The organism is Nocardia sp. NPDC101769 (assembly GCF_044766925.1).
GTDB lineage: Bacteria > Actinomycetota > Actinomycetes > Mycobacteriales > Mycobacteriaceae > Nocardia.
The window spans coordinates 497,829-524,673 of record NZ_JBIWMX010000002.1 but is presented as its reverse complement, the minus strand read 5'-3'; the positions used below and the strand labels follow the sequence as shown (position 1 = coordinate 524,673).

Genomic DNA, 26,845 nt, shown 5'->3' with positions numbered 1-26,845 from the left:
ATACACCTCCGCGATACGTTCGAAGCTTCGCTCGGAGGGGAGGCTGAACGTGCGGATCAGGTTTACACAGCGGTGCGGAGTCGTGCGGATGGCGGGCGCGATTCTGTCGGTGTGCCTGGTGTCGACGGCGGTGGCGTGTACTTCGCACACCCGCGGCGGTGAGGGAGCGATGGATGCGGATCTGGTGCGCGCCATCGACGAGATCGTGGCCACGCATCTGGCGGCTGGGCTGATTCCGGGCGCGGAGGTCGCCATCGTCGATCCCGCGAAGGGCACCTACATCCACGCGTACGGTGTCGCCGACACCGCGACGGGCCGAACGGCGCAGGTGCGGGACCACTTCCGGATCGGGAGCATCACCAAGACATTCACGGCCACGGCCGTGTTGCGGCTGGCCGACGCGGGGCGGCTGCGGCTCACCGACACCCTCGAGCAGTATGTCCCGGGCGTGCCGAACGGGACGACCATCACCCTCGCTGATCTACTGGGGATGCGGGGCGGGGTGTGGAAGCTCGACGGCGACACGGATTTCGGCATACAGGCTGTGGCGCATGCGCCGGACAAGGTGTGGAACGACGGTGACACCCTGCGCGCGATCATCGCGCATCCGGAACACGCGAAACCGCCGAATCAGCAGACCAGTTATTCGAATTCGGAGTTCTACCTGCTGGGCCTGGTGCTGGAGAAGGTCACGGGCAAGCCGGTCGCGGAGGTACTCGACGGCACCGCACAGGGTTTCGGGCTGCACGAGACCAGCTATACCCGGGATACGGCCGTCCCCGAACCGCACTTGGACGGGTACTCCTTCGACGAGAACACCGCCGTCGATGTCACCAACCGGGTGCCGCCGTCACTGTACGGCGCGGCCGGGTCGATGGTTTCCACCATCTCGGATCTGGCCGGCTACGGCCCACAGCTCGCTACCGGCACGCTGTTGAAACCCGAAACCTTCCAGGCCCGAACGCGATTCACGCAGCTGGACGGCAGGGACATCGGCTACGGCCTCGGCATCGCTCGAATGGGCCGGTGGCTGGGGCACAATGGAGCGGTCCTCGGCTTCACCGACCAGCTGGGCTACCTACCGGACCAGCACGCCACCGTGGCGGTCGCGGTCAACCAATACGGTCCCGGGACTTCGCAGCTGTTGCCGGTCGATGCCGCCCTGCTGTGGTTCGACCTCGTCGACGCGCTCTACCCGGGCACGGGACCGGTGCCGGCCGCCGACCCCAAAGCCGTTGAGCCACCGGTCCCGGCGGCCGCGGAGGTCGACCAGGAACTGAGCGACACCCTGCGGACCGATCCCGCCGCGGGAACGCCCACACTGCGCATCGCCGGGGACAAGAACGGCGACATCAGGAAAGCGTGGGCGACCGACAACGCGACCGAATCGGCCCGCTACCAGATCCGCGACGTCCACCGTCTACGTCACGGCCTGCTGGTGGCGACGGGAGTCATGAGTTTCGGCTCGCACGCGTTGCCGTTCGAGATTCCACTCGTTCCCGAAGACGGTGCCTGGCAGATCGTCCCGAGCTGGATCTGCCAGTTCTTCACCGCCGCCGAACGCCCCGCGGCCTGCGATGCACCGCCGACCCACTAGGGATTCGACTCGTCAGTTGACCAGGCGCGCGTGGTCTCCCCAATACCGTTCCCGCAGGTCGCGTTTCAGGATCTTTCCGGCTCCCGACACCGGCATGGCGTCGACGATCTCGACGCTGCGCGGGGCCTTGTAGCCGGCGATGAGCTGTCGGGTGTGATCGCGGATCTCGGCCGGGGTCACAGCGTGGCCGGGCTTGCAGACGATGACCGCGTGGACTCGTTCACCCCATTCATCGTCGGGAACGCCGATGACGGCGACCGCGGCCACGGCGGGGTGCGCGGCGACGGCGTTCTCCACCTCGGCGGAGTAGACGTTCTCACCGCCGGACACGATCATGTCCTTCAACCGGTCGACGATGTACAGGAAGCCCTCTGCGTCGAGGTAGCCGCCGTCGCCGGTGTGCAGCCAGCCCGCGCGGAGTGCGGCCGCGGTCTCGTCGGGCTTGTTCCAATAGCCGAGCATGACGTGGCCGCCGCGGGCCACCACCTCACCGACGGCACCCACCGGCACATCCTGCCCGTCGCCGTCGACAATGCGGATTTCGCTGTGCGGCACCGCCTTTCCCGCCGAACGCAGCCGGCCGGCGCGGTGCTCGTCGGGGCCGAGCAGGGTGATGATGGGCGAGGCCTCGGTCTGGCCGTAGGCCTGCGCGAATCCGGCGCGAGGGAACAGCCGCATGGCCCGCTCCAGCACCGCCTCCGAGATCGGGGACGCGCCGTACATGAGGTGCTCGACGCTGGACAGGTCGAATTCGGGCGCCCGTGGGTGGTCGGCCAGCAGCTGGATCATGACCGGCACCAGCACGCTCGAGGTGACCCGGTGCTGCTGAATGGAACTCAGCACGGCGACGGGGTCGAAGGCGGGGATCGTCACGTGGGTGCCGCCGGAGATGATCACACCCAGCCAACCGGCCAGATCCGCCAGGTGGAACATGGGCGCGGCATGCAGGAACACCGCGTCCGGGGACATCAGGTAGCCGGTGGCGACACCGCCGAGCGCGGAGGTCATCAGATTCGCGTGGCTGAGCATGACGCCCTTGGGGAATCCGGTGGTGCCGCCGGTGTAGAAGATTCCGGCCAGCGCATCACCGCCGCGACGCGCGTCGGCGATGGGCTCGGCCGCGGCGATCAGCGTCTCGTAGGACTCCATGCCCTCGGGCGTCGCGCCGTCACCACAGTGGATCACCGTGGTCAGTCCGTCGTACCGTTCCCGCAGCGCAGGCACCAGGGGTGCGAAGGCGTCGTCCACCAGGAGGACGCGGCTGTCGGAATCCGCGAGGCTGTAGGCGATTTCGGCGGCACTCCAGCGGATATTGACCGGGTTGAGCACCGCGTCCGCCCAGGGCACCGCGAGCAGGTACTCGTGGTACCGGTCCGAGTTCAGCGACAGCATGGCCACCCGGTCCCCCGGTGCGACCCCCAGTCCGCGCAGCGCCCCGGCCAGCCGGGACACGCGATCCAACACATCCCGATTGGTGCGGGTCCGCTCGCCGCAGATGGTCATGACGCCGTCGGGCCGCTGCTGGGCGGCGCGGTGGAGCCCCTGGGTCAGGTACATCGGGTAACCCTTCGTCGAACAACTGTGGTCGGTGTCACGAGTATTCGCGGGCACTATGACGTGCGCCATGGAGATGGGGTTCAATTCGAGGTCGCCGGATTGTTGATTTCTCCAAGACACCGGTCGTAGGGTCGGGGCACCATGAGTTCGAGTCGCGCGACCGCGAAACAACGGATGATCACCGGGGTCCTGGACCGCGTCCCCGAGGCGTCCGAGCGCGTGGTCGCCCGCGCCCGAGCCGAGATGCCGGTCTACGCCCGCCTGTCCGCGACGACCGTTGTACGCAGCACCGAAGCCATTCTGGAGCGGCTGGCCCGGGCTCTGCTCGACTCCCGCCCGCTGCTGGCCGACGACCTCGACGCCCTTGGGGATTTCGGTGCAACCCGTGCCCGCCAGGGTATTTCACTGGCCGACGTGCAGAGCGGCTGGCGCATCGCGGTGCGCGAGATCCTGGCCGAGCTGACCGCGGCCGCCCATGCCGGCAAGGTCCCCGACCGGGTGCTGCTGGAGTCCATCACCGACCTGCTCGACCTCGTCGACCAGGCCTCCATCGCCTTCAGCTCCGCCCATCGCGAGGTCGAGATCGCGCTCGCCCGCCATGACGAGCAGTTCCGCGCCGAGGTCACCCGCTCCCTGCTGCTGGGCACGATCGGTCCCGCGGAGCTGCAGATTCGTGCCCAGCAGCTCGGTCTCGACGTCGACGGCGAGTACCGCGCGTACCGGGCCCGCCCGGACGAGGGACCGACAGCTCCTGCGCTGCAAGGGATCTCGACCTCACGTGGGTTCACCACCACGGTCGACGGCGACCTCGCCGGCTTTGTGGAAAACTCCAGCAGGCTCGAAGGGTCGCGCCTGATCGCCTACGGCCCCGCCACGCGGATCGCGGATCTGGACCGCTCCTTCCGCCTGGCCACCCGGGTCCTCGCCACCGCTCAGCTGTTCGACCTCACCGGCCCGCTCGACCTCGATCGCGTCGGATTGCTGCCCGCGATCGCCGCCGACACCGAGCTGGGCGCCGAGCTCGTGCGCCGCTACCTCGACCCGCTCGGATCCGGCGAGGCCGCCCGCACCCTGATCGACACCGCCGAGTGCTTCCTCGACACCGGCATGCGGGTCGACGCCACGGCCGAGCGACTCATCGTGCACCCCAACACCGTTCGCTATCGCCTGTCCCGTTTCGAGGACTTGGCCGATACCGACCTGCGCGGCGCGGGCACCGCATTACAGGTCTGGTGGGCGATCCAGCACCGCCGAGCGACCGGTTGAGGACGTTACTCAGCGTGGACGACCGCAGGCGATCTCGGCGAATTCCAGCCAGCGACCGGCGTTCGCGTGCGGCACGCACACCCAGTCCTTCATCGGCCGATGCCGCGACGACGGATCGAAGAGCTCGGCACCGGGCAACTCCAACGCCTCCCTGTGCTCTGCGGTCCCTTCGAGCAGGCGGCAGGCCAGAGCATCCTGGAAGAGGCACGCGAACGCCTTGCCGTCGACGTCCTTGTAGGCGGGCTTTCCGAAGACCTTCGCGACCGTCACGCCCCGGTCGGCAAGCCCCGCCGCAACCCGCTCGAAATCGTCCTGTGCACTCATGATCGGGAGTCTGTCACTACGCGACGGTTTCCGCCCGACGCCGCCGGCCACCGCCGAGCAGACATTGGTCCGCGCGCGACCGGTCACGACCGAGCCCGGCAAAGGGGTGCGGATGCCGATCGCGCCCGCCTGCCGCACGAATTTCCCGGCCGCGCTTCTGGTTCGCGGCGATGGCCGCCGAACTCGGGACTGGAATCGGGTGGGCGAGCGTGGGTATAGTTGGCACACGCAAGTAGTTGCACGTGCTAAGTAAGTGTGAGAAGGAACCGATTATGGCCCTCACCGCCCACGATCCCGACACCGCCACCGACCTGTCGGACGCCGGGGCTCTGGGGGATGCCGACGCGCTAGGGGCGCAACTGGTTCGGCTCCTCCGAGCCGTCGGCCGGGCCAAGCATCGGGTGATCAAACACGGTCCTGAAGGACTCGAACAGCTGGCCTACGCCATGCTGTTCACCCTGGTCCACGACGGGCCGCAACGCACCGGGAAACTCGCCGAGCTGTTGCACGCCGAGATCTCCACCATCAGCCGGCAGAGCCGGAACCTGGTGCGCCACGGGCTGGTCGAGCGCGGCGCCGATCCGATCGACGGACGCGCGTGCGTGCTCAAGGCCACCTCCGACGGGGAGCGCGTGTTCGCCGAGAACCGGCGGCTGCGCAATCTCTGGATCGCCGAAATGGTGGCCGACTGGTCCACCGCCGACCGGGCAGCGTTGACCGGTCTGTTGGCGCGGCTCGTGGACGGCATCGAAAAGACCACCGCAACAATCGATTCGAAACAGGGCATCGACACATGACAACAGCGACGACCGACGCGCACGCAGGCGCACCGGCAGGCGCTCCACCCCAACTGTCGCATCGGCAGATCCTCACCATCCTGTCCGGGCTGCTGCTGGGGATGTTCCTGGCCGCGCTGGACCAGAACATCGTCAGCGTGGCGATCGTCAAGATCGCCAACAGCCTGCACGGGTTCGACCAGCAGGCCTGGGCCACCACCGCCTACCTGATCACGGCCACCATCAGCACCCCGCTCTACGGCAAGCTGGCCGACATCTACGGGCGAAAGTCCTTCTACCTCACCGCGATCGGCCTGTTCGTCATCGGCTCCGCGGCCTGCACCTTCGCCACCTCCATGTACGAGCTGGCCGGGTACCGGGCCTTCCAGGGCCTGGGTGCGGGCGGGCTCATGTCCTTGGCCATGACGATCATCGGCGATATCGTGCCGCCCCGTGAAAGAGCCCGCTACCAGGGCTATTTCATGATGACCTTCGGTATCGCCACCGTGCTCGGGCCGGTGCTGGGCGGCTGGTTCTCCGGCTTCGACCACCTGTGGGGGATCGAGGGCTGGCGCTGGGTGTTCCTGGTGAACGTGCCGATCGGCGTGCTCGCTCTCGGTGTCGTGGCGCGCGTACTGAACGTGCCGCACCAGCGGCGTGACCTGCGCGTGGACTGGGGCGGCGCGGTGGCGCTGGCCATCTGCGTGGTGCCGTTGCTCATTGTCGCCGAACAGGGCCGCGGCTGGGGCTGGGGTTCGGGCAAGGCGATGGTCTGCTACGCCATCGGGCTCGTCGGCCTCGTGTTGTTCCTCGTCGTCGAGCACCTGATGGCGGACGCCGCGCTGATTCCCTTGCGGCTGTTCAAGAATTCCACCTTCACGGTGTGCATCGTGGGCGGCTTCATCGTCGGTATCGCCATGTTCGGCGCGATCTCCATGGTCCCGCTGTACATGCAGGTGGTGCGCGGCTTCTCGCCCACCAAGGCGGGTCTGCTCATGCTGCCGCTGGTGGCGGGCATCATGACCGGATCGCTGGTCTCCGGTCAGGTCACCAAGCGCACCGGGCGGTACAAGATCCTGCCGGTGCTGGGCACGTTCATCATCGCCTGCGGCGGTGCGCTGTACGCGACGGTGCATTACGACAGCGCGCTGTGGCAGCCGCTGGTCTACGGCGGCATCATCGGTCTCGGGCTGGGTGGCTGCATGCAGACGCTGATCATCGCGGTGCAGAATGCCGGGCCGCGTTCGGATATGGGTGTGTCGACCGCGGCGGCGACCTTCTTCCGGCAGGTCGGCGGCACGCTGGGCGTCGCGGTCTTCCTGACGATCCTGTTCAACCTGTTGCCGCACAAGATCACCGACGCGTTCGGCGGACACCTGCCGCCCGGATTCTCGGCCGACAAGCTCTCCAGCGTGCAGTCCAATACCGCGGGCATCGCGGCGCTGCCGGCGCAGGTGCGCGACCCCATTCTGATCGGGTTCACCAACTCGATGCACGGCGTGTTCTGGGCCGCGGCGGGAGTGGCCCTGGTGGCCTGCATAGTGCTGCTGTTCATGAAGGAGATCCCGCTCCAGGAGGCCCCGGCCGCTCCGGCCGAGGGCACCGATTCCCTGGCCGCGCAATCCGATCCGGCGGTCGCTGCGCAGCAGGCCGAGTCCGAGTGGGCCGAGGATCAGGTATGGGAGGGCGCGGCCCAGGCGATCTCCCAGCCCGAACCGGTGCTGGCCGCGGCCGCGGCGGCGCACGGCTCGATTGTCAACGGGCACAGCGTCATCGCGAACGGCCACGCGCTGCCGGCCGGTGAGCGGGCGGCGGCGGCCGACGACCGGGCGGCGCAGCGGATCGCGACCGCCGCACTCGGCGGGGCGGACGGCTCGTCGATCGGCGGCCGGATCCGGCGGACGGACGGCAGCCCCGTCCCCGCTGCGGCGCTCACACTGATCGATCAACGCGGGCATCAGGTTTCGCGCGCCACCGGCGGTGACGACGGCCGCTATCGCATCGACTCGCCCGCTACCGGCAGCTATGTGCTCATCGCTGCGGCGAACGGGCACATGCCGACCGCGGTGAACGTGTCGATCAACGGGCGGTCGCCGGAACTTGACCTCACGCTGGAGGGTTCGGGTGAACTGTCCGGCACCGTGCGCACCGCAGGCGGCGAACTGCTTGCGGGCGTGACCATTACGGTGACCGACCTGCACGGCGAGGTGGTCGGCGTGGCCATGTCCGGTGACGACGGCGGTTATGTCTGCCACGGCGTCGGAGCCGGTACGTACACCCTGGTGGCGGCGGCCGAACGACTGCGCCCGACGGCCACCGCACTGGTGGTGCCGGCCGGTGGACTGCTGCGCTACGACATCGAACTGACCCCGACGGCGGCGCTCACCGGCACGGTCCGGGGCGACGGCCAGACGGTGGCGAACGCTGAGGTCACCGTGCTGGACGCGGCGGGCACGCCGGTCGGGACCACCCGCACCGACGCGGACGGCCGCTACACGCTCACCGATCTGGACGCGGGCGCATACACCGTCGTCGCCCGCGGCTATCCGCCGGTGACCAGCCGGGTGACCGTGCTCGGCGGCGAGGTCGAGCACTCCGTCGAGCTCGGCTACGACCTGGAAAGCACGGAGCCCGAACCGGTTCCGGGCGGGCAGGGCGAAACCGAGCTCTACGCAACGGGTTCCGATCGGGCCGCGGAGTTGTCGTGACCGGCCTGACCGCCGAGATCCGCAATCCGGAGGGCTGGCCGGTCGCCGAGGCGGTACTCACCGTCACCGACCTCGACGGCCACCAGCTCGCCCGGGCCGCCGCCGATGCGACCGGGGCGGCGGCCACCGCGCCGCTGCCCCCGGGCACGCACACCGCGGTCGTCACCGCGCCCGGCCACCAGCCGGTCGCCCTGATCGCCCGCATCTCGGCCACCGGCGCGGGTACTCTCGGCGAAATCCGCCTGGAACGCTCCGCCGACGCGGTCACCACCCCGCCCCCGGGTCCCTGGACCATCGACCCGGCTCACTCCACCGTCCTGGTCACCGCCCGCCACCTCGGCATCGCCGGCATCAAGGCCCGCTTCGCCGAGGTCGGCGGCCGCCTCGACATCGCCGAGATCTTCGAGCGCACCACCGGATACGCGGAAATCAAGGCCGCCACCGTCGACACCGGTATCGCCATGCGCGACGACCACCTGCGGTCGGCGGACTTCCTCGATGTAGAGCGCTATCCGCTGATCACCTTCCGTGGCACCGGATTGCACCGCACCGGCCCTGCCGGCTGGTCGATGCCCGGCGCCCTGACCTTGCACGGCCGCACCCGCCCCACGGAACTCACGGTCACCTACGGCGGCTACGGCCCCGACCCGTGGGGCGGCGTTCGCGCGGCATTCCACGCCGAAACCCTCCTGCACCGGAAGGATTTCGCGCTCGACTACAACGTCATGGTGCAGGCGGGCATCGCCGCGGTGGGCACCACCGTCCGTATCGAATTGGACATAGAACTCGTCCAGGGAGACCGCTTACCCGCGATGTAGCGTGGAAACGACTGGGAGGCAGGGTAATGCGCCTTCGAGATAATGTTCAATTGCGTTATCGCATGCCTTCTCCCGTTGACGGAACAACGCGCACAGGTACTAGGCGTTCGATATGTCTGCCTGGTGAGCATGGGGGCATCCCCGGCCCCGAGAAGTCGGAATCCGGGGATGCCACAGTATTCTCGCAGCTCCTTCCAACCATGCGGAGACGTCAGTCCCTGGTCTCAGATGCACCAGACCACACTGCCCAGGGGGAAGCAGATAGCAACTGATCCGTCCGCGGGAGTAACCGCGGTCGATGTCGAACTAGGCGTTGCGGCCGAAGCTGCCGGAGCCGCGATAGCGCCCAGCGGCAAGGCAATAGCGATTGCGGCCACGAACTTGATCATTTTGCTGGACATATCTGTTCCTCGATGTCGAGTGACGTGTCCAGTGCAGCCGGGCAACCTCAGCGATTGCCGCCGAGCCGCTGCGCTGGCGATTGAGCGGCGAAGTCTGCTGAAGCAGACGGTGGTATGAATGCTGTCGCTCGCTTCGCCGCTCTCGGAAGCGGCTCATGACACACTTCGTCCGTTCTCGACCCCGACCGGTTGTCATGGTCCTACGTGACGAGCGATAGCCACACGGTGAAATTTGCCGGACCAGACCTTGTGCGAATGGTCCGGTGCCAGGCCCTGTCGCGACCGCGTCGACCTGGCGGCTCCGGTAGCTGTATTGGACCGAAGCGACGTCCTTTTCACGGTGTTGAGGCGAGGACGCTGATTCAGGTTAACCGCGATCGGCCGGCATCGCTAGGGGCCACAAGTCTTCATTCGTGGGCTAGCATGTCGGCACCCTTCGAGACTGCTCAATGGCGGAGACCGACCAATGTCCGCAGAATCATGAAGACGGCGGCCATGCCGAAGCAGCCGAGTCCGACAACCCATACCTTGAACATCTGCCGCATTGGTATCAGCTTGCCCACGTACCCTGCGTCCAGGTCGGCGATGTCTTGTTGCCTCGCGAATGCCGCGCCGTGCGCGCCCCAGGCTCCCACGTCGAGTTCATTCTGTTCGAAACGCTCCAGCCAGAGCTCGTCCTTGCGGCCGGCGAGGCGATGGCTCGCCATCAGCATGATCGAGATGATCGAGACGATCAGCGCGAGGAGCGAGGACGCGATCCGCGCGACGGGATCATTGCCTGCTCCCATGGAGATACTGAACAGGAAGGCCTGAGCGGTCAGACTGAGCGCAGGCACCTGCCAGAGCAGGTTCTCGTATTGCAGATGGCGGTCCGCCACCACGAAGTAGAGCATCTCCAAATCGGGCGAACGCGAAGATGATTCGTTCACGAAAGCCTCCGAGACCGATCGCCCTCGCCGCTCTGCTCGCCGATCAGACCGGCGCGGGCCAGCAGCATGCCGCTGACCACGAGCACCCAGACCGGAAACACCAGCGTCACCCACCGGCTCAGCTCGCTGCCGATCAGCAACGCCACAGCGAGCACGTAGCTGAGCACGACGAGCCAGCGGGGCATCAGCCTGGTCTTCGCCCAGATCGTCGCGAGCGAGATCATGAATACCGCGGCCATCCGCAGTGCGTAGGTTTGGCTCGCCGAGATCACCATCATCCTGCCGAAGTTGATCACCTCGATGCGGGCGGCCGAATCGGTGACGCTGTTGTTGCTCGTCACGAGGCCGGCGATACCAGCGGTCGCGACGAACATCATCGCGAGGAAGAGCAGTCCGCTGCCCAGGAATACCGACAGGAAGAACCGGTCCTCGTGGCGTCCGAAGCCGTCGCGGACGACGCCGATGAACCACAGGAAACTGATTCCGGCGAATGGCATCAGCACGGTCGCCGTGGTGAGCGCGCCGTGCCGGCTCTGCAGCCATTGCGCCGAATCCTCGACGTGGTCGGGCATTTGGATGCGAATCAAGACCAGCGTTGTACCGAGCAATATCGCGAAGAGCACCCCTGCCAGTGCGGCGGCTCGCGGCGTTGACAGTTGACCCAGAGGCGGCGCAGGCTTGCTGTGTTGCGACGGAGTCGGCATGGGGTCATCCTGCCAGAATGGGTTGCCTGCCCCGGGAATTCGGCGGTATTGCCACCGCGTATCGCGGTCGGCAGCCTAACAAATCGACAACAGTTTCCGACCTTTGGCCTCAGCCGATTCGCGGCATCCATTTTCGGTGCCGAGTGCGGGTTACAACACGGTCTCAATATGTGGCTTACTGCGAAAGGTGTGGGCAACATGCCAACCGCCGATCAGGACTGGAGTAAACCAGCAGCGCTTGCCATCCCCAAGGAGGGCTACTTCGAACTGCAGCGCGGCAGATACGGTCCCGCCTATCCACGAACCCCGGCCTGTTACGGGTTCTCGATCATCGCCAAGGTGAAACCCGGCCGGGAAGAGGCCATCCGCGCCCACGGCAAGCGGATCCAAGACGCGGTGGCCGCAAGCCCGGACGTACTGGCACCGCTCCGGCTGCACTACCTGAGGTGGCTGCTGTTCGACGTCGGCTTCGGACTGTACTTCCAGTATCAGGGCATCTTCGATACCGATTTCGACAAGTACACCGAAGACGCCGTGATGCTGTTCTCGCAGACCGGGATAGACACCGTCTTCACAAACCTCGAGGGATTCCCGGAGGACTGGAAGGAGAATCCGGAGTCATTCGTCGAATTCGTTCGCAAACATCAGTTTCCGAGTTTCCTCGAGTACGGCGAGTACCCTTATGTCACCTCTGACGAGATCAAGAAGGCGCTACGGGCGAAGGCGGCGTTCTCCGACATGCTCGATCAGATGCAGTAGCCGACGCCATGCTCGAACTCGAGGATATTCAGCACATCCTGCTGACCCGCACCCCGGCGGTGACCGGCCGCTATGAGTTCCTGTCCTTCGACGACCCCGCCGGGGGCCGGGCCTGGTTGACTCCGCTGCTGGACCGGGTGCAGTCGGCCGCGGACGCGCGCGCCACGATGGACAGTTCGCAGCGCTGGGTCACACTGGCCTTCACCTGGAACGGGCTGCGGGCGCTCGGGGTACCAGAGCAAGCGCTTGCCACCTTTCCCGACGAATTCCGTGAGGGCATGGCCGCCAGGGCCGACATCCTGGGTGACACCGGCGCCAATCATCCCGACAACTGGGTGGGCGGGCTGGCCGGCGCCGACCTGCACGCCATCGCAATCCTGTTCGCCCGCACCGAGGACGAACGACAGCGATGCACGGCCGAACACGAGAAACTGGTGGCCGGCTGTCCGGGTGTGCGCGTGTTGTCGTTCCTGGATTTGAACGCGACACCGCCGTTCAACTATGCCCATGACCACTTCGGGTTTCGCGACCGCTTGTCCCAGCCGGTGATGGAAGGATCCGGGGAAGAACCGACCCCGGGCTCGGGCGCGCCGCTGCAACCCGGCGAATTCATCCTGGGCTACCCCGACGAGGAAGGGCCACCCCACGGGCTGCCGCAGCCGGAGGTCTTGTCCCGCAACGGCAGCTACATGGCCTACCGGCGGCTGCAAGAACACGTGGGTGCATTTCGGGACTTCCTGCGTGAGAACGCCGACACCCCGGACGGTCAGGAACTCCTCGCCGCCAAACTCATGGGCCGATGGCGTAGCGGCGCACCCCTCGTGCTGTCACCGGACCACGATGATCCTCGGCTGGGCGCAGATCCATTGCGCAACAACGACTTCAACTACAAGCAGATGGACCCGCACGGTTATGCGGTGCCGCTGGGCTCGCATGCGCGCCGACTCAACCCGCGCGACACCGCGCCGAACATGAACCGGCGCAGGATGATTCGCCGCGGCGCCACCTACGGACCGGCGCTGCCCGAGGATGCGCCCGACGACGGCGCGGACCGGGGCATCGCCGCCTTCATCATCTGCGCCAGCCTGGTTCGCCAGTTCGAGTTCGCCCAGAACGTCTGGATCAACGACAAGACATTCCACGAACTCGGCAATGAGCACGACCCCATTTGCGGCGCCCAGGACGGCACCCTGGAATTCACCATCCCCAGGCGGCCGATCCGGAAGGTGTTCACGAGCCTGCCCGCCTTCACCACTCTCAAGGGCGGAGCGTACTTCTTCCTGCCCGGTATCAGCGCCCTGCGCTACCTGGCCACGCTCGAAAACCGAGAGGTAGGGACCTCATGAGCAGCCTGCCGACGGCACGCACCTACAACCAGAGCCACATTCCGCGCACGGCCGACGGGCGGCGGCGGATCAGCATCTACTGGACGTGGAGCTACCCCTGGGAAGCCCAACGCGATCCCGCCGAAATCTACAACCGCTTCTCCACGATGACCGAGGTCCGCAACGTCGCATGGCCGGCCTACGAGACCCCTGATTACGACAGGGACCATTTCCTGCAGGGCATCGCCGGCACCCTCGAGCTGTTCCACCGCTCGACACTGGATTTCCAGCAGCTGGCAGGGCAGGCCACCGGTCACCCCGTCGCGGTCTTCCAGCGCATCGACCAGGCCGGCTACTCCCTGCCCATCGACGAACGCGTCCTGGCCGACACCGACACCCTGATGGTGTTCGGGCTCGACCATCTCCTCGCCGAACAGCAGGCCACCCCCGAGGAGATCGACGCCATCCGTGAGTGGCTGCAACGCGAGGGCACCTGCCTGCTGCTGGCGCCACACCACGACGTCGGCTTCACCGACGACAACGCGCAGCGGCAGATCGAATACGAACATCACGGCGACCCGCTCGTGCCCCGCCAGCAACGGTTCGGCCAGTACACGCGCTCGCTGATGAAAGCGCTGGACGTGCCGGTGCACAACACCTGGGGCCTACGCCCGGCGGTCGTCGAGGGCACCGATCAGATCGCCCCCGTCACCGCGTTCCGCGACCTGGACACACCCCGGCTCCTCGACCAGGTCACCACATTCAACTTCCACCCCCATCTGCCGCACTACCACCTCACCGCGCCCGAAAGCGACTCGCTACGCGTGCTGGCCCGCCAGCGCGTCGACCCCAACCGGCCGCATCCCTTCACCACCGCCGGAAACACCGAATTCAACGCCTTGATCTGGATGCCGCCCGCCGGCCCGCGCGCCGGCGACATCCTGCTCATCGACTCCACCAACTTCACCACGCTCTTCGGTGGCACCGACAGCCTCAGACACCTCTGGCACAATCTCGCCACGATGAAATGATCAGGCCGTGCCTTATGTCGCCGATTTCGCCTCGACCAGCGTCTCGAGACAGGTATTCAGCTGGGCCCGTGGATTCCGACAAGTTTGGCAAGGAAACGGTCCAGCTGTTCGGTGACGGGCGGCCAGGGCAAATCGGGTTCGTTGATCCGTTGGGAGAGCATGCCGTTCACGGCAGTCCGCAGATCGATCGCCACGGTGGTCGCATCGTCCGACGGTGCGAGGCCAGCGTCCATGCATCGCTGCACCGAGTCGATCGTGCGTTGAACCATGACTTCTTTGAACGGCATGCCGAGCCTGCGGTGCACCGTGCTCTCGTGGAGCACCTTGTACAGCCCGGGGTGATCCTCGCCGTCTCCGGTGAACAGTGGGATCGATTCCTCGGTCGTGGGATCTGGCGCTGAGATGCGGCCGGTGAACTCGGCAGATGGAGGCCGAGATCACCGGCGGGGAATTTGCCCTGGTCGCTGAATATTTGCCATCGTGTAGGTAGTCCCCGGTCGGGGGGCCCGGACGAGGGAGCCGTACCCGGTGTGCGACAAGACGGCCTTCGGAGGTTGTCATGTCGTGGCTGGTATTGGTCGTGTCCGGGGTTTTCGAGGCCGTGTGGGCCACCGCGCTCGGGAAGTCGGACGGGTTCACCCGGCTCGGGCCGACGGTGGTGTTCGGGGTGGCGATCGTGGTGAGTATGGCGGGGCTGGCCTATGCCATGCGGGGGCTGCCCGTGGGGACGGCGTACGCGGTGTGGGTGGGGATCGGGGCGGTGTTGACCGTCGTCTATTCCATGGCTACCGGCGGGGCCGCGGTCAGTGCGGTCAAACTGCTGTTGCTGGGTGGGATCGTGGCGTGCGTGATCGGGTTGAAGCTGGTCGGGTAGCGGCTATTTCGGGGGTTCCAGCTCGACCGCGTCCGCCGGGACGCCCGGAACCGATTGCACGGTCTGGGTTTTGGCGGCCGGATCCGCGAGGAGGAGCCGCCAATCCTCGGACGCCCAGAGCACGGTCTCTGCGGTCGCGGTGATGCTGGCGTCGGAGTAAGTGGCATAGACGGTGAGGTCGGCGCGGTCGGGGGTGTAGGCGGTGAGCTTGTAGGCCGTGATGCGCGGGGCGACCACCGGATTGGCGGGGGCGGTGATCGAGACCTGCGCGCGGGCCAGCACCCAGGAGTCCTTGGCCGGACCGGGAATCAGCGAAATAGCCGCCACCTGCGGCCATGCGCCGTCCGGGGCCAGTGATAGCCGGGTGCTGTCATTGATGGCGGCCAGGGCCGCGCCCTGCGGGGTGTGTGAGAAGCCCGCCGCGGTGGTGCCGAGTTTGCTGGGACCGTCGTGACTGCCGATGGGGAGCTGGACTCCCTGGTAGTTCTCCCAGTGCACGTCGGCCGGAGCGCGGGCCGGATCGACCGGTGCGGTGGTCGTTTTCGCGGCGTTCTGATCACTGACGCCGCAGGCAGCGACGCTGAGGACGGCCGCCGAGACGAGCACGGTCGAGACCGCGGCGGCGAAGGTTTGCGCATGGTGTGCTGTCTTGGCGCGCATGAGGATTCCTCCGGGTAGACCTGGTGACGGTCGAGAAGTGTTGCGGTGACGCCGGTTCGGATGACGCGCGGGCGGGCGACGTGTCGTGATCCTACGAGTGCGAGGCACTGATCTACGAGTGTTGCTCGGCGCGGTTTAACAATTCGTCACTCCTGTCACGGAACCGGTTGTGGGAGCTCATGATCCGGGTAAGATCAGGGCCGCAACATGATCATCGCAGGTGGTGGGGTTGATGATGGATCATCGGGACCTGGTTCCGGTGGGCCACCTGTGTCGTCGGCCAGTGGTGCGGAATGCCCGAGCGGTATGGAATGCCCTGGCATCCGGGGGATTCGGGCCGCACACCCGACACTGTCCGTTCGGGGAAGGGGAATTGGGGGCATGAAGACCACACGAACTTCGATCCTGTTGTCGATGCTGCCCATCGCGCTGGTGGCCGGCCAGGGCGTCGCCGCCGCGGCCCCGGGCCAGCCGGGCCTCGCCGTACCCGGCGACGGGCAACCGGGCCTGAGCACCCAGCCGCAACAGCCGCCCGCGAATTCCGCGCCCAGCCCGGCGGATTACATCCCGGATCCACCGATCGCGCCCCCGAACCGGCCCCGGCCGAAGCAGCAGACAACGCCGCAGCAGGACACCATCATTCAGCCGCAGGTCCAGCCGACTGAACCGCAGGATGCACAGCCTGATCAGCCCGCCGCGAATACGCCCGAAGTAATGCCTGCGGACCCACACAAGCTGCGAGTCGGCACGGGCGGCGTTGAGCTGCCGGACTGGATCGACACCAAGACCCGCGATAAGGCCCAAGCCTATCTCGATATGGCGGAGTGGCAGATCGCGGCCGCCTACGACCGAATGGGGTTCTCACGAGACGATTCCGACCGAATGGCGGCCTCGAGCTCGATGGGTGCGCTCCTCGGCGCGGGCACGGTTGGTGTGGCCGCGCCGGCAGTGTTGGCACCGATCGGCTGCGGCGTTGGCGCGGCAGTCGGAGCGCTGGCCGGTGCGGCGATCGCCGGCATTCCAACTGCCGGGGTCGGAGCGCCCGCAGGCGCGATCGTCGGTGGCATCGCGGGTTGTGTCGGCGGCGGCTCGCTCGGCGGACTTGTCAGCGTCCCATTGGTAGTCGGCGGCGGCGCACTCGCTGCCCTCGGCGCGGGTGCACTCAGCGGCGGCGATGCGACGCAGCCAGCACCTCCCGCTCCCCCGGCTTTGATCGATACCGCTGCGCAGGTGCCGGTTTCGGATCCGGTGACGGGTTTGCCCGAGGTGCAGCCAGTTTCGGCGATCGCCGGATTGCCCGCGCCGATCGCGCAGGTGGCCGCGCCCGTGGTGCAGCAGGTTGTGCCAGTCGCACAGCAGGTCGCCACCACGGTCGAGCAACAGGTCGCGCCGGTGGTGGAGCAGGCGGCTACCGGGTTCGGGCAGCAGGTGGCCGCGGTGGCGCCGCAGGCCGCGCCCGTGGTCGAGCAGGTGGTGGACGGCGTGAACGCGCAGGTCGACTCGTTCCGCACCGCCGTCGCGCAGATGCCCCCGCTCACTCCCGAAGCCTTCATGGCCGCCCTGCAACCCGCCCTGCCGGGTGCGTGACCGGAACGGCACGGGCAACGCCGTGACTCCAGACACCAACGCCTCCAACTCCACCCCGGGCCACTTATTCGCCGACCCCGCCACGCCACCCTCGCACCCCGACCTGACCCCAACCGGCCGCGCCCACGACTTCCTCGCCCTCGACCCCGATCCCGCCGTCCCGGCATCCGCCACGGCTCGGACCGAAGGCCGCACAGCCCAGGCCGAAAGTGCCGCTATGGACGGTCGAGCCGGGGCTGGGCGGCATCGGGCCGCGGAAGGTTGGGAAGGGTTCTCGGCGCAGCGGGACGGGGGCGGCGGGAATGTGGGCGGGGGCGTTGGGGGTTCGGGGGCGAGTGGGGGGCGGCCAGTGATGCCGGTGCTCGCTCCGGGCGGTGGGGAGCCGGTGGGGGCGGTGGAGGCGGAGGCGCCGGGGTGGGCCTCGTGGCTGACCGAGGGGGCGGTGCCGGCGGTGGGTGAGGCGGGGCGGCAGTCGGTTCGGGCGGACGAGTTGAGGGCCGAGGATCCGATGGCGGCGCTGGTGTCGGAGGCACGGCGGCGGGCGGTGCAGACGCAGCGGCGGTTGCGGATTCGCAATCGGGCGCTCGCGATTGCCGGAGTTTCGCTGGCACTGGTGCTGGTGGCGATGGTCGGGTGGCTGGCGCTCACGCCGGGCGATTCGCAGGCGCCGCAGGCGGTTCCGGCGACCAGTACGGCGGGCACGCGCGCCTCCGGCGGGAATCAGCCGGGGCTGGTCGCCTGGTGCCAGCAACTCAGTACGCCACAGCGGGTGAGCGGCGATACCGCGGGCGACCTCATCAGCGGGCCCGGCGTCATCATGCACCTCGAATACGCCTGGTACGTGCTGCGCGACGCGGGCGCGGTGCGCGCCCTGCTCACGGCGGACGCCCGCGTCGCCCCGGAACAGGCCACCCGCGACGCGATTTCGGCCACCCCGGCCGGCACCAAGCACTGCGTCACCATCACCGGCGCGGACGCCGACCGCTGGAACGTCACCGTCGACGAGAAACACCCCGACGGCAGTCAGACCTCCTGGCAGCAGGTCATCACCACCGCCGCCCGCGACGGCCAGTTCCGCATCACCTCCATCGTCGCCGGAAGCCGGTGAGCCATGGTCGACATCGACGACCGGCTCCGCCCCACACCCCCCGGTCCCCCCGCAATCCCCAGACCCCGACCGGGTCTGGAGCACCCGAACACGAGTGCGCGCCAACCTGATTCATTACGCACAACCGAGTCGTCGAGCCACGCTGACTCAGCACACCCAACCGGTCCGACGGGGCAGATCGACTCGGCACACCCAACCGATCCTGCGGGACAGATCGACTCAGCGCACCCGGTCGGTCCGGCCGGTCCGGGCGGGTCGATACAGCGGGCGATTGTGGAGGCACGGCTGGTGGAGGCGGTGCGGGCGAATGAGGCTGGGGGCTCAGGGGATTCGGGGTGGAGTGAGCTGATGCAACCCGGGCCCGCCGGTTCGCCCACCGATGGTGTGCCGTTGCGGGGCGGGCAGGGGCGGCTGGTGCGGGCTGCCGTGCCACCGGTGCTGGTGCTGGGTGGGTCGGGGGCGTCGGGGGCCAGTACGACGGCGCTGGGGCTGGCCGCGGCGGCGGCCGTGGACAGTGACGGCGAGGTGTGGCCGGTAGTGGTGGACGCCACACTCGGGGGCGGGGACGTGGCGCTGCGCGGGTGCGATGCGGCGGCTCCCGTGGGGAGCCTGCAGAAGTGGCTCGGCACTACGTATCCGGGGCTGGCGTCGAGCGTGGGCGCATACTCGGGGCAGACGTCGACCGGGGTTCGCGTGCTGGGGCGGACGCCGGATCCATTGCCGCGCAGGGAATCCCTGGTGTCGGTCGCGCGGCATCTCGAAAATGCCGGGCTGCTCGGGGTTTTCGATGCGGGCGCACCGCTCACCAGCCGGCTGGCGGCTCCGCTGCTGGCGGATCCCCGGGTCGGGCTGGTGATCACCGTGGCCGCACGCCCTGACGCCATCAACCGCCTCCAGCCCGCCCTCACCTGGCTGGACGAGAACTTCAGCGAATTCGTCGTCGGCGACGCGGTCATCGTCCTCACCGAACAGGTACCAGGCTCGGCCGCAGCGGTTCTCGACCATGTACGCACCCACCTCGGCTCCTGGGTCCGCGCCGTGGTGCCGATCCCCTTCGACCTCCACCTCGCCACCGGCGGCCCCATCACCTGGCACCATCTCACCGCCCCCACCCGCGACGCCTACCTCACCCTCGTCGGAGCGCTGCGATGACCACGCTCCACGACCCACGCCGCGCCTCACCACAACCGGACCCGGCACCGCACACCGCCCACACCCCGACACCGCACGCCACCGGCAACTCGGGTCCAGCACCGCGAACCGCCACAAGTCCCTTCGATGGCGACGAGACAACCCCTGGTCGGCCGTCTGTGCCGAGCACCGCATGGCGACCGCTGGGCGGCGGCGAATGGCGCGGCGGCGCAGACCATTCCGACGTGCCGCCGCCGAGCCCGCCCGCGCCCGCGGCTCCTCCGGTGCCGATGTGGCATCGCGCGGTACCCAATCGCCCGTCGCGCCCGCCACTGGTCTGGCTGGTCGGTGTGCACGGGGGTGCGGGGGTCAGCAGTCTCGCGGCCAGTCTCAGCTGGGCGGGGGACGCGGGGCAGCGGTGGCCCGCGCGGATCGGGCTGGCGGGGGATCTGGATTCGCCGCTGGTGGTGCTCGTCGGGCGCAGTCATCTGCACGGGGTGAATGCCCTGCACCGGGCGCTGCTGGCGCATCAGGCCAGGGCCACGCCCGCCGGCAGTCAGGTGGTCGGCGTGGTGACCGTGTCGGATTCGGCTCGGCCGCTGCCGATTCCGGTCGCGCAGCGGCGCGAGGAGATGGAGGGCCTGGCCGTCGCGCTCGGGGCCCGCACCTGGCGGCTGGGCTGGCTCGAACAGTGGCGAGCCCTCGAACCCTACGAAATGGCGGAATGGGATCCCGCCGCCGGTGGCTCACCGGTGGACGACGGGGATCCCACTCGTACTCCCCCGCAACCGGTTCGGCTTCTGGCCGAGCAGATCCTCACCGCGGCGCGCTTTGCCGGGGCGCGGATCACCGAACGCGCGCAGCAAGGCGCGGAACCAGCCAGTCCATAACCTGATCGAGGTGCGACATGCATCGAAAACTGCTGCCCACCGTGGGGTTTCGGAGTTCGGCACTCTTGACCGCAGCCGTCTGCATCGTGGCGACGGCAGCCGTCGGGCCTGCTGTGCTGAATTCGGCGGAAGCCCGGGGCGGGCCACCGGACACCACGGTCCCCATCGACAAATGCCCGGCGCTGTTCGCGCTCGGCGTCCAGGGCACCGGCGAATCCTCCCCCGACGCCGCCGTCACCACCGACACCGGCATGCTGTCGGAAGTCTTCCGGCCCATGATGGCCGCCGCCAGCGACGCCGGTCTGGTGGACCGCGCCTACGTGCCCTACGAGGCGTCCTTCGGCGGCGCGGTGACGGTGTCCACCACCACCTACAGCCAGTCCGTCACCGGCGGCCTGGACCGGCTGCGGTCCATGGCCAAACAGGTCGCCGACCGCTGCCCCAGCACGAAACTCGCCATCGCCGGGTACTCGCAGGGCGCACACGTGGCCTCGCAGTTCGCACAGGAGGTCGGCGCGGGCCAGGGCACCGTCCCGGCCGACCGGATCGCGGCCGTCGCGCTCTTCGGCGATCCCAACCGCAATGCCAACGCACCGCTGTTCCCGGGCAAGCCGGATCAGAAGCTGCCCACCGCCGCACCCGGCACGGACGGCAAATCGGTGGCGGCACTGGGGGATCCGCCCGCCACCAAGACCGCGTCCGGGGCTGGCATCGCCCCCGACAGCGCCACACTGGAGAACTTCGGGACCCTGGTCGGGCGGGTCGCCGAATTCTGCACCGAGGGCGACCTGGCCTGCGATACCCCCGTGGGCGCGCCGCTGGTGCGGACGGTCGCCAACATCGCTGGGCAGGTCGAGATTTCGGCGGGTGACCCGATCGGGTCGCTGAAGTCCATCGCGGAGGCGCTGGCCTACACCTCGATCAAGACCGTCACCTCGGTGGTGAACAACGACGTGTCCGGCAACTCGCTCACGGATCTGTCGTACCAGCCGCAGAAGTCGATCTCGCAGCGCATCGCCGAAGCCTCCAACCCGAACAACCAGGTGGACGTCCCGGGGGCGTTCCAGGCGCTGCTCAAGGTCGGCACCATCGCCATCAATTCCATTGTGGCCGTGGTGAAGGACATTCTGACCCCGGCCAATATCACCGAGATCGCGACCGCCGGACTGGCCAACCCCCTCGCCGGACTGGCGGTGTTCGGGACCAAGCTGGTCGGCGCGGTCACCAACCTGGTGCCGCCCACCACCATCAGCCGGCTCACCACGCAGGCGTTCACGGCCGTCACCCAGAACGTCACCGACAACAAGGATCTGCTCGACATCACCACCTGGGTGCGATACTGGGACACCGCACAGAAGCACGACTACACCCATGCCCAGGGCGCGGGATTCGGGGAGAGCCCGACCGACTGGGTCGGCCAGTGGTTCGCGGCCGTCGCCCACGACCTGTCCGGGGCCGCCACCCCGGGCGCCGTCCCGAGCGGCGGCAGCGACAAACCCACGCTGGGAATGGATTTCGCGGGCACCTCGACGACGCCCACCAGCGTCGCACCCAACGGGCAGTTCCCGCTCGGCGGCGGCACCGACACCGGCACGCCCAAAAGCGGCGTCCCGGTACTGAGCGTCTCCCCCGCCCCGACCACACCCACCACCAGCGGGGCGGCACTGATCCCCGACCTCAGCCCGCGGGCGACGCCATGAGCACCACCGAATCGGAGTCGCGGACAACGGAATCGGAGCCGCCCACCCCGCCGCACGAGGGCGCGCAGGCGTACACGGGCAGCTGGTCGGACTGGATCACCGGCGCGGCCGGGCCGGGACGCGCAGGATACGGCGAGTACCCCGAGCAGTCCGGCGGCCGCAGGGGAAGCGCGGCCCGCCGCGAGAGCTATGCGGCCGGTCACGACGAGTACGAAGCCGACGAATTCGACGACGAGTACGACGATTTCGACGACGAGGACGAGTACTACGAGCCGCGGTCGGCGGAATCGAGTCCCCGGCAGGCGACCCGCTGGGCCGATGCCGCTTCGGAGTACAGCGGCCCGGGCACCCGGCCGACTTCCGGCTCGGCCCACGCTCGGTCGATCGAGGACCCGTCGGACACCCGGCGGGCGAGCGCGTCCCGCGCCCGGCTGGGTCGCGCCCGGGCAGGCGATCCGCCACCAGCTCTCACGGCCTACGACCTCGCCCGGCACGCGTCGGGCACCGACGGTCCCCCGCCGGGCTACCCGACCGCCCGCCGTCCCTTGAAGCGGGCCGCGCGGCCGACCAGGTCGCGACCGAGATTCGCGCTCCCCACGCTGAACGGCGGTCAGTGGGCCGTCCCCCTGCTGGGCCTGCTCGCCGTCCTCGCGGTGACGGCCGCGATCGCGGTCCAGATCGCCAAGGTCACCGGCGGCGACGCGCCCGCGAAACCCCATGTCGCCACCCCTGCGGCCGCACCCGCCGCATCCACACCCGCCGCAGCGTCACCCACCGACCAACCGGCGTCGGGCCCGCCCGCCAACTTCTGCCCCAATGAGGTGAACGGCGGCAATGTCCGCGGCAATGGTCCCGGCAGCACCAAATCCGGCCCGGACGCCATTCTCGCGCTGCAGAACCGCTACTACGTCGACCGTTCCGGCAAGGCGGTCCGTGAGATGTTCGCGCCGGACGCACCCACGCCGACCGTCGACCAGATCCAGGCCGGCATCGACAGCATCCCGGTGGGCACCACCTACTGCGTGCAGATCATGCCCGGCCCCTTCGACGGCCAGCACATCATGGTCGTCACCGAACAGCACCCCGACGCCACCAAACGCACCTGGTCCCCACAGCTGGTCATCACCACCAAGATCGGAGACGCGACGCTCGTCTCCGCCATCGTGCCCATGAACGAGGACACCCCCAAATAGCCACCGCGCCACAACCGGAACGCCACCACCCCGCCCTGGCAGCGCACCGGGGCAACTCGGGGTTTGCCAGGCGTTTTGGAAATGCGGGGAAGGTGGGCTAATGTTCTCTCTCGCAGCCGGGCGGGCCGAAACGGGCCGGACGGAAGCGATGCGGATGTAGCGCAGCTGGTAGCGCATCACCTTGCCAAGGTGAGGGTCGCGGGTTCGAATCCCGTCATCCGCTCAACACAGACAACGAGACGCAGAGCCTGAGCCGCGAAAGTTGTTCTCACACAGTAGATTCCGAGTACATTCGCAGCCATATCGGCGCGATTTCGCGGTAACCTTGTCAGAGTGACCATGTTGCTCAGCGCCTTCCACGACACTGTGCTTTCCCAACACGCCGTGCTCGCCCAGCTCGGCAATCCGACACCGGAGACACCGCCGGTGGCGGACAAGCTCATGAAGCTCGTCCGGTACTTCACCTGGTTCGTGTTGCTGTCGGGTGTCCTGGGCATCACCTACGCCGGTGGCCGCTTCGCCTGGGAGAAGTGGTCGGGTGGCGGGCTCGCCTCCCCGAAGATGGTGGCCGGAGCGATGATCGGCGGGATCATCGCCACCAGCGCGGGCACCATCATGAATGCCGTCATCGGATCCTGACCGTTCCACGGCAATTCCGGCCGTTCAGCGCGTGGTGCGCCGTGTGTCGGTGGGCACCGTTAGGCTCGTCGAACAGACTGGCGAAGACGGGTAGGGGCCTTGACGACGAGCGATGCACGCACCGCGCGCGCCACACCGCGCGACGACCCGGCCGAGGGAGTCGACTTCGGGCTGGAGCATGTCAATGAGGTGCTGGCCGCCATGGTCGGCGATGTCGTGGCCGATCGGCCGCGCGATGCCGAGCTGATCACCTGCCGGCTCGGACTGGACGGGGAGGGTCCGGAGACGCTCATGCTGCTGGGTGCGCGATTCGGGGTGTCACGCGATCGGGCGCGGCAGCTGTACACGCGGGCCGTGGGCACCATGCTGCGGCAGACAATGGCCACCGGGCAGCACGATCTGGGGGTGTTCGCGGAACGGTATCCCGTGGGGTGGGGTGACGAGCGACTGGTGCGGACGCTGCTCGCGGAAACCTATGCCACCGACGGCGATATCGCGGCACAGGACTGGGCGTATCTGAAGCTACGGCTCGCCGGGCACGATCTGCAGGACTCGAAACGACTGGCGGGCTTCGTCTTCCAGCGCATCGCGGGCTGGCAGCAGAAGGGACGCTGGCATCTGCTGCCCGCGGCGCAATCCGATGACACACCCGACGACATGTGGAACACGTGGCTGCGGCGCGTCGAATGGGGCGACGGCAGTCCCGAGGAACTTCCGGTCCTCCCGGCCGGACGCCTGGACTACGACGATGACGGGCGCGGGCGCATGTACTCCGAAAAGCTCGGCCGCGAAGTCACTTTCGACACCGCCCTGCAGGCGCGCCTGCTCCGCCTGCTGGACGCCAGCCCGCGCGTGGAATCCTTCCGCGAGCTGCCCGCCGCCGTCACCTACGAACTCGACGGCGCCGACCGCGTCCACTACCCCACCGCCGCAGCGCGATTCACCGATGGCCGCACCGTCCTCATCGACGTCCTCCCCCTCGCCCACACCGCACTGCACCCACAGCGCGCCCGCTCCGCCGCCACCCGTGCCCACGCCTTCTCCCGCGGCTGGGGCTGGCTCACCTGGACCGGCAGCCGCCACGGCATCCCGGAACTGCTGTCGCGCACCGTGAACCGCCACCACGAGTCCACCCTGACGAGCCGCCTGTCCACGGGTCCGATGACCTGGTCGACCATCGACGCCTACCGCACCGAGACCGGAATCGACCTCCTCGACCTGGCCGCCCTCGTCCTACGCCACAACTGGCACTGGCTCCGCGCCCCCTTCCGCCTGACCCCCTGACCCTTTCGAAGATCAGGGAGCTCTCACAGAGGAATTTCGGTCACGGCCGAATCGGCCTGTCGTGGCGCCGAATCGGTCCAGAGCGCGCCGAATCAGATTGTGGCGGTGCCGAACCAGCGGGGCAGGACTTCGAGCAGGTCCTGCTGGTCGGAGCCCGCCCAGGCGATGTGGCCGTCCGGGCGCAGCAGGAGGGCGGGGGCGGTGAGTTCGTCGCTGACGTCGACCACGTGGTCGACGCGGTCGGACCAGCCATGGACCGACAACTGGCCGGTCTGATCGAGGAGCAGGCCGCGGCCCCGGTGCATGAGCTCGTAGAGGCGGCCGCGCTTCAGGGCCACGTCACACTGGCGGCGACCGCGGAGGTCGTCGCCCAGGCCGAAGTCGTAGCGGACGCCGAGGGCGGTGACGCGCTCGATCAGGAACCGGTGGACCTCTTCGAATTCCATCAGCTGGGTGAGCAGGCGGCGCAGGGCCTGGGGGCCGGGTTCGAGCGAGGTGAGTTCGCTCATGGCGCGGGCGGTATCGAGGACGTCGGCGGCCACCGGGCGGCGTTCGGATTCGTAGGTGTCGAGGAGATCGGCCGGGGCCCAGCCGTTCACGGCCGCGGCGAGCTTCCAGCCCAGGTTGAACGCGTCCTGGACGCCGAGGTTGAGGCCCTGACCGCCATTGGGCGGGTGAATGTGCGCAGCATCGCCCGCCAAGAAGACGCGACCGGACCGGTAGCGGTCGGCCAGGCGGGTGGCGTCGCCGAAGCGGGAGAGCCAGCGGGGTGAGTGGGCGCCGAAATCGGTGCCCGCCACGGCCCGGACCTGACGCTTGAGCTCGTCGAGGGTGGGCGGGACGTCACTGTCCTCGGCCACGCCGTCGGCGGGGGCGCCCAGCCGGTACACGCCATTGCCCAGCGGCATGGCACCGAAGCGCCGATGCGTCTTGTGCAGTTCGGTGACCAGCGCCATCACCTCCTCCTGCGGTGTGGTCAGCTCCACCTCGCCCATCAGCGTCTCGAGGCGGGCGGGGGCGCCCGGGAACCCGATGCCGAGCAATTTCCGCACCGTGGACCGGCCGCCGTCACAGCCGACCAGGTAGCGCGAGCGCAGCTGGGAACCGTCGGCCAACTCGGCCGTCACCTCGTTCGCGTCCTGACTCAGCCCGGTTACCTCACACCCGCGCCGGATCTCCGCCCCCAGCTCGACCGCGCGCTCCGCCAGCAGGCGATCCGTGATCGGCTGCAGCAGACCCAGCACGAACGGAAACGTGGTGTCCAAGCGCACCGGCCGCGCGGGCACGATCCCGGCGAAGAAGGCACTCGGATCGTGCTGCTTGCCCAGCGCCAGGAATCGATCCGCCACACCACGCTGATCCAGCACCTCGACACTGCGTGCGTGCATCCCCATCGCCCGCACCACCTTGGTCGGCTCCGGATCCCGATCCAGCACGACCACATCCACCCCATGCAACCGCAACTCCGCGGCCAGCATCAATCCCGTCGGCCCGGCACCCGCAATGATCACCTCGGCCATGAATCGCCATCCTCCTGATTTCCGCAGGTAATCGCCCTTCGGCCGACGATTCTGCGGCACCCCC

At 68.4% G+C, this 26,845-nt stretch carries 24 protein-coding genes, 1 tRNA gene and 1 riboswitch; of the genes, 18 read left to right on the top strand and 7 right to left on the bottom strand.

Annotation, left to right across the window (positions count from 1 at the left end; genetic code table 11):
- The first annotated feature begins 88 nt into the window (after nucleotides 1-88).
- Entirely contained in the window at nucleotides 89-1,597 is a 1,509-nt protein-coding gene (locus tag ACIRRA_RS05460; protein ID WP_402763418.1) for a serine hydrolase domain-containing protein, read from the top strand.
- Nucleotides 1,598-1,609: 12 nt separating this feature from the next.
- On the opposite strand, the gene ACIRRA_RS05455 is transcribed toward ACIRRA_RS05460, so the two are convergent.
- The gene (locus ACIRRA_RS05455) at nucleotides 1,610-3,154 is read right to left on the bottom strand and encodes a long-chain fatty acid--CoA ligase (protein WP_402763415.1); all 1,545 of its coding nucleotides are present in this window, start codon (nucleotides 3,152-3,154) and stop codon (nucleotides 1,610-1,612) included.
- 141 nt (nucleotides 3,155-3,295) lie between these two features.
- Between ACIRRA_RS05455 and ACIRRA_RS05450 the strand changes: the two genes are divergently transcribed.
- Entirely contained in the window at nucleotides 3,296-4,420 is a 1,125-nt protein-coding gene (locus ACIRRA_RS05450; protein ID WP_402763412.1) for a PucR family transcriptional regulator, read from the top strand.
- A 9-nt stretch (nucleotides 4,421-4,429) separates the two neighbouring features.
- Here the strand turns inward: ACIRRA_RS05450 and ACIRRA_RS05445 are convergent, their stop codons facing one another.
- A complete protein-coding gene (locus ACIRRA_RS05445; protein ID WP_402763409.1) occupies nucleotides 4,430-4,882 on the bottom strand; it encodes a hypothetical protein in 453 nt (150 codons plus the stop codon).
- Nucleotides 4,883-5,016: 134 nt separating this feature from the next.
- Here ACIRRA_RS05445 and ACIRRA_RS05440 point away from each other — a divergent pair, with 134 nt between their 5' ends.
- The 3 genes from ACIRRA_RS05440 to ACIRRA_RS05430 are packed head-to-tail and all read left to right on the top strand — an operon-like array spanning nucleotide 5,017 to nucleotide 9,046.
- Nucleotides 5,017-5,541 carry a MarR family winged helix-turn-helix transcriptional regulator gene (locus ACIRRA_RS05440; RefSeq protein WP_402763406.1) on the top strand — a complete coding sequence of 175 codons (525 nt, stop codon included), beginning with the start codon at nucleotides 5,017-5,019 and terminating at the stop codon, nucleotides 5,539-5,541.
- Entirely contained in the window at nucleotides 5,538-8,228 is a 2,691-nt protein-coding gene (locus tag ACIRRA_RS05435; protein ID WP_402763403.1) for an MFS transporter, read from the top strand. Before ACIRRA_RS05440 ends, ACIRRA_RS05435 begins: the two co-directional genes overlap by 4 nt.
- The gene (locus ACIRRA_RS05430; protein WP_402763400.1) at nucleotides 8,225-9,046 is read left to right on the top strand and encodes a YceI family protein; all 822 of its coding nucleotides are present in this window, start codon (nucleotides 8,225-8,227) and stop codon (nucleotides 9,044-9,046) included. Before ACIRRA_RS05435 ends, ACIRRA_RS05430 begins: the two co-directional genes overlap by 4 nt.
- 847 nt (nucleotides 9,047-9,893) lie before the next feature.
- Here ACIRRA_RS05430 and ACIRRA_RS05425 read toward each other — a convergent pair.
- Together ACIRRA_RS05425 and ACIRRA_RS05420 are read right to left on the bottom strand one after the other, a co-directional pair.
- The gene (locus ACIRRA_RS05425) at nucleotides 9,894-10,376 is read right to left on the bottom strand and encodes a hypothetical protein (RefSeq protein WP_402763397.1); all 483 of its coding nucleotides are present in this window, start codon (nucleotides 10,374-10,376) and stop codon (nucleotides 9,894-9,896) included.
- The gene (locus ACIRRA_RS05420) at nucleotides 10,373-11,080 is read right to left on the bottom strand and encodes a hypothetical protein (RefSeq protein ID WP_402763394.1); all 708 of its coding nucleotides are present in this window, start codon (nucleotides 11,078-11,080) and stop codon (nucleotides 10,373-10,375) included. The genes ACIRRA_RS05425 and ACIRRA_RS05420 overlap by 4 nt, the downstream gene beginning before the upstream one ends.
- A gap of 198 nt (nucleotides 11,081-11,278) precedes the next feature.
- Between ACIRRA_RS05420 and ACIRRA_RS05415 the strand changes: the two genes are divergently transcribed.
- The 3 genes from ACIRRA_RS05415 to ACIRRA_RS05405 are packed head-to-tail and all read left to right on the top strand — an operon-like array spanning nucleotide 11,279 to nucleotide 14,195.
- Entirely contained in the window at nucleotides 11,279-11,839 is a 561-nt protein-coding gene (locus ACIRRA_RS05415; RefSeq protein WP_402763392.1) for a hypothetical protein, read from the top strand.
- Between the two features lie 8 nt (nucleotides 11,840-11,847).
- Nucleotides 11,848-13,185, top strand: a complete 1,338-nt coding sequence (locus ACIRRA_RS05410) for a Dyp-type peroxidase (protein ID WP_402763389.1) — start codon at nucleotides 11,848-11,850, stop codon at nucleotides 13,183-13,185.
- On the top strand, nucleotides 13,182-14,195 hold the full coding sequence (locus ACIRRA_RS05405) for a hypothetical protein (protein ID WP_402763386.1): 1,014 nt from the start codon (nucleotides 13,182-13,184) through the stop codon (nucleotides 14,193-14,195). The genes ACIRRA_RS05410 and ACIRRA_RS05405 overlap by 4 nt, the downstream gene beginning before the upstream one ends.
- 56 nt (nucleotides 14,196-14,251) lie before the next feature.
- On the opposite strand, the gene ACIRRA_RS05400 is transcribed toward ACIRRA_RS05405, so the two are convergent.
- Complete coding sequence (locus tag ACIRRA_RS05400; protein WP_402763383.1) at nucleotides 14,252-14,500, bottom strand: hypothetical protein; 249 nt, start codon at nucleotides 14,498-14,500, stop codon at nucleotides 14,252-14,254.
- Nucleotides 14,501-14,681: 181 nt separating this feature from the next.
- Nucleotides 14,682-14,745, top strand: a riboswitch (guanidine-III (ykkC-III) riboswitch).
- Nucleotides 14,746-14,754: 9 nt separating this feature from the next.
- On the opposite strand from ACIRRA_RS05400, the gene ACIRRA_RS05395 reads away from it, so the two are divergent.
- Nucleotides 14,755-15,069, top strand: coding sequence for a DMT family transporter (locus ACIRRA_RS05395; protein WP_402763380.1), 315 nt, complete (start codon nucleotides 14,755-14,757; stop codon nucleotides 15,067-15,069).
- A 3-nt stretch (nucleotides 15,070-15,072) separates the two neighbouring features.
- On the opposite strand, the gene ACIRRA_RS05390 is transcribed toward ACIRRA_RS05395, so the two are convergent.
- Nucleotides 15,073-15,729: a hypothetical protein gene (locus ACIRRA_RS05390; RefSeq protein ID WP_402763377.1), complete on the bottom strand. Its 657-nt coding sequence runs from the start codon at nucleotides 15,727-15,729 to the stop codon at nucleotides 15,073-15,075.
- 381 nt (nucleotides 15,730-16,110) lie between these two features.
- Between ACIRRA_RS05390 and ACIRRA_RS05385 the strand changes: the two genes are divergently transcribed.
- From ACIRRA_RS05385 to ACIRRA_RS05345, 9 genes are all read left to right on the top strand, one after another.
- A complete protein-coding gene (locus tag ACIRRA_RS05385) occupies nucleotides 16,111-17,316 on the top strand; it encodes a hypothetical protein (RefSeq protein WP_402763374.1) in 1,206 nt (401 codons plus the stop codon).
- 352 nt (nucleotides 17,317-17,668) lie between these two features.
- On the top strand, nucleotides 17,669-18,424 hold the full coding sequence (locus tag ACIRRA_RS05380; protein ID WP_402763372.1) for a hypothetical protein: 756 nt from the start codon (nucleotides 17,669-17,671) through the stop codon (nucleotides 18,422-18,424).
- 348 nt (nucleotides 18,425-18,772) lie between these two features.
- Nucleotides 18,773-19,576: a MinD/ParA family protein gene (locus ACIRRA_RS05375; protein WP_402763369.1), complete on the top strand. Its 804-nt coding sequence runs from the start codon at nucleotides 18,773-18,775 to the stop codon at nucleotides 19,574-19,576.
- A gap of 158 nt (nucleotides 19,577-19,734) precedes the next feature.
- The gene (locus ACIRRA_RS05370) at nucleotides 19,735-20,445 is read left to right on the top strand and encodes a hypothetical protein (protein ID WP_402763366.1); all 711 of its coding nucleotides are present in this window, start codon (nucleotides 19,735-19,737) and stop codon (nucleotides 20,443-20,445) included.
- Nucleotides 20,446-20,462: 17 nt separating this feature from the next.
- Nucleotides 20,463-22,145 (top strand): cutinase family protein, encoded by a 1,683-nt coding sequence (locus ACIRRA_RS05365; protein WP_402763364.1) that lies wholly within the window; start codon nucleotides 20,463-20,465, stop codon nucleotides 22,143-22,145.
- Complete coding sequence (locus ACIRRA_RS05360) at nucleotides 22,142-23,338, top strand: hypothetical protein (RefSeq protein WP_402763361.1); 1,197 nt, start codon at nucleotides 22,142-22,144, stop codon at nucleotides 23,336-23,338. Before ACIRRA_RS05365 ends, ACIRRA_RS05360 begins: the two co-directional genes overlap by 4 nt.
- Before the next feature lie 150 nt (nucleotides 23,339-23,488).
- Nucleotides 23,489-23,561, top strand: a tRNA-Gly gene (locus ACIRRA_RS05355).
- A 116-nt stretch (nucleotides 23,562-23,677) separates the two neighbouring features.
- The gene (locus ACIRRA_RS05350; protein ID WP_354837076.1) at nucleotides 23,678-23,977 is read left to right on the top strand and encodes a hypothetical protein; all 300 of its coding nucleotides are present in this window, start codon (nucleotides 23,678-23,680) and stop codon (nucleotides 23,975-23,977) included.
- Between the two features lie 99 nt (nucleotides 23,978-24,076).
- Nucleotides 24,077-25,261: a hypothetical protein gene (locus tag ACIRRA_RS05345; protein WP_402763358.1), complete on the top strand. Its 1,185-nt coding sequence runs from the start codon at nucleotides 24,077-24,079 to the stop codon at nucleotides 25,259-25,261.
- Between the two features lie 92 nt (nucleotides 25,262-25,353).
- Here the strand turns inward: ACIRRA_RS05345 and rox are convergent, their stop codons facing one another.
- Entirely contained in the window at nucleotides 25,354-26,781 is a 1,428-nt protein-coding gene (rox, locus tag ACIRRA_RS05340; protein WP_402763356.1) for a rifampin monooxygenase, read from the bottom strand.
- Nucleotides 26,782-26,845 lie beyond the last annotated feature (64 nt).

Coding starts and splice junctions, on each gene's coding strand:
- ACIRRA_RS05460 (WP_402763418.1), top strand. CDS start 89: ATGGCGGGCGCGATTCTGTCGGTGTGCCTGGTGTCGACGGCGGTGGCG.
- ACIRRA_RS05455 (WP_402763415.1), bottom strand. CDS start 3,154: ATGTACCTGACCCAGGGGCTCCACCGCGCCGCCCAGCAGCGGCCCGAC.
- ACIRRA_RS05450 (WP_402763412.1), top strand. CDS start 3,296: ATGAGTTCGAGTCGCGCGACCGCGAAACAACGGATGATCACCGGGGTC.
- ACIRRA_RS05440 (WP_402763406.1), top strand. CDS start 5,017: ATGGCCCTCACCGCCCACGATCCCGACACCGCCACCGACCTGTCGGAC.
- ACIRRA_RS05435 (WP_402763403.1), top strand. CDS start 5,538: ATGACAACAGCGACGACCGACGCGCACGCAGGCGCACCGGCAGGCGCT.
- ACIRRA_RS05420 (WP_402763394.1), bottom strand. CDS start 11,080: ATGCCGACTCCGTCGCAACACAGCAAGCCTGCGCCGCCTCTGGGTCAA.
- ACIRRA_RS05415 (WP_402763392.1), top strand. CDS start 11,279: ATGCCAACCGCCGATCAGGACTGGAGTAAACCAGCAGCGCTTGCCATC.
- ACIRRA_RS05410 (WP_402763389.1), top strand. CDS start 11,848: ATGCTCGAACTCGAGGATATTCAGCACATCCTGCTGACCCGCACCCCG.
- ACIRRA_RS05405 (WP_402763386.1), top strand. CDS start 13,182: ATGAGCAGCCTGCCGACGGCACGCACCTACAACCAGAGCCACATTCCG.
- ACIRRA_RS05395 (WP_402763380.1), top strand. CDS start 14,755: ATGTCGTGGCTGGTATTGGTCGTGTCCGGGGTTTTCGAGGCCGTGTGG.
- ACIRRA_RS05390 (WP_402763377.1), bottom strand. CDS start 15,729: ATGCGCGCCAAGACAGCACACCATGCGCAAACCTTCGCCGCCGCGGTC.
- ACIRRA_RS05385 (WP_402763374.1), top strand. CDS start 16,111: ATGAAGACCACACGAACTTCGATCCTGTTGTCGATGCTGCCCATCGCG.
- ACIRRA_RS05380 (WP_402763372.1), top strand. CDS start 17,669: ATGCCGGTGCTCGCTCCGGGCGGTGGGGAGCCGGTGGGGGCGGTGGAG.
- ACIRRA_RS05375 (WP_402763369.1), top strand. CDS start 18,773: ATGCAACCCGGGCCCGCCGGTTCGCCCACCGATGGTGTGCCGTTGCGG.
- ACIRRA_RS05365 (WP_402763364.1), top strand. CDS start 20,463: ATGCATCGAAAACTGCTGCCCACCGTGGGGTTTCGGAGTTCGGCACTC.
- ACIRRA_RS05360 (WP_402763361.1), top strand. CDS start 22,142: ATGAGCACCACCGAATCGGAGTCGCGGACAACGGAATCGGAGCCGCCC.
- ACIRRA_RS05350 (WP_354837076.1), top strand. CDS start 23,678: ATGTTGCTCAGCGCCTTCCACGACACTGTGCTTTCCCAACACGCCGTG.
- rox (WP_402763356.1), bottom strand. CDS start 26,781: ATGGCCGAGGTGATCATTGCGGGTGCCGGGCCGACGGGATTGATGCTG.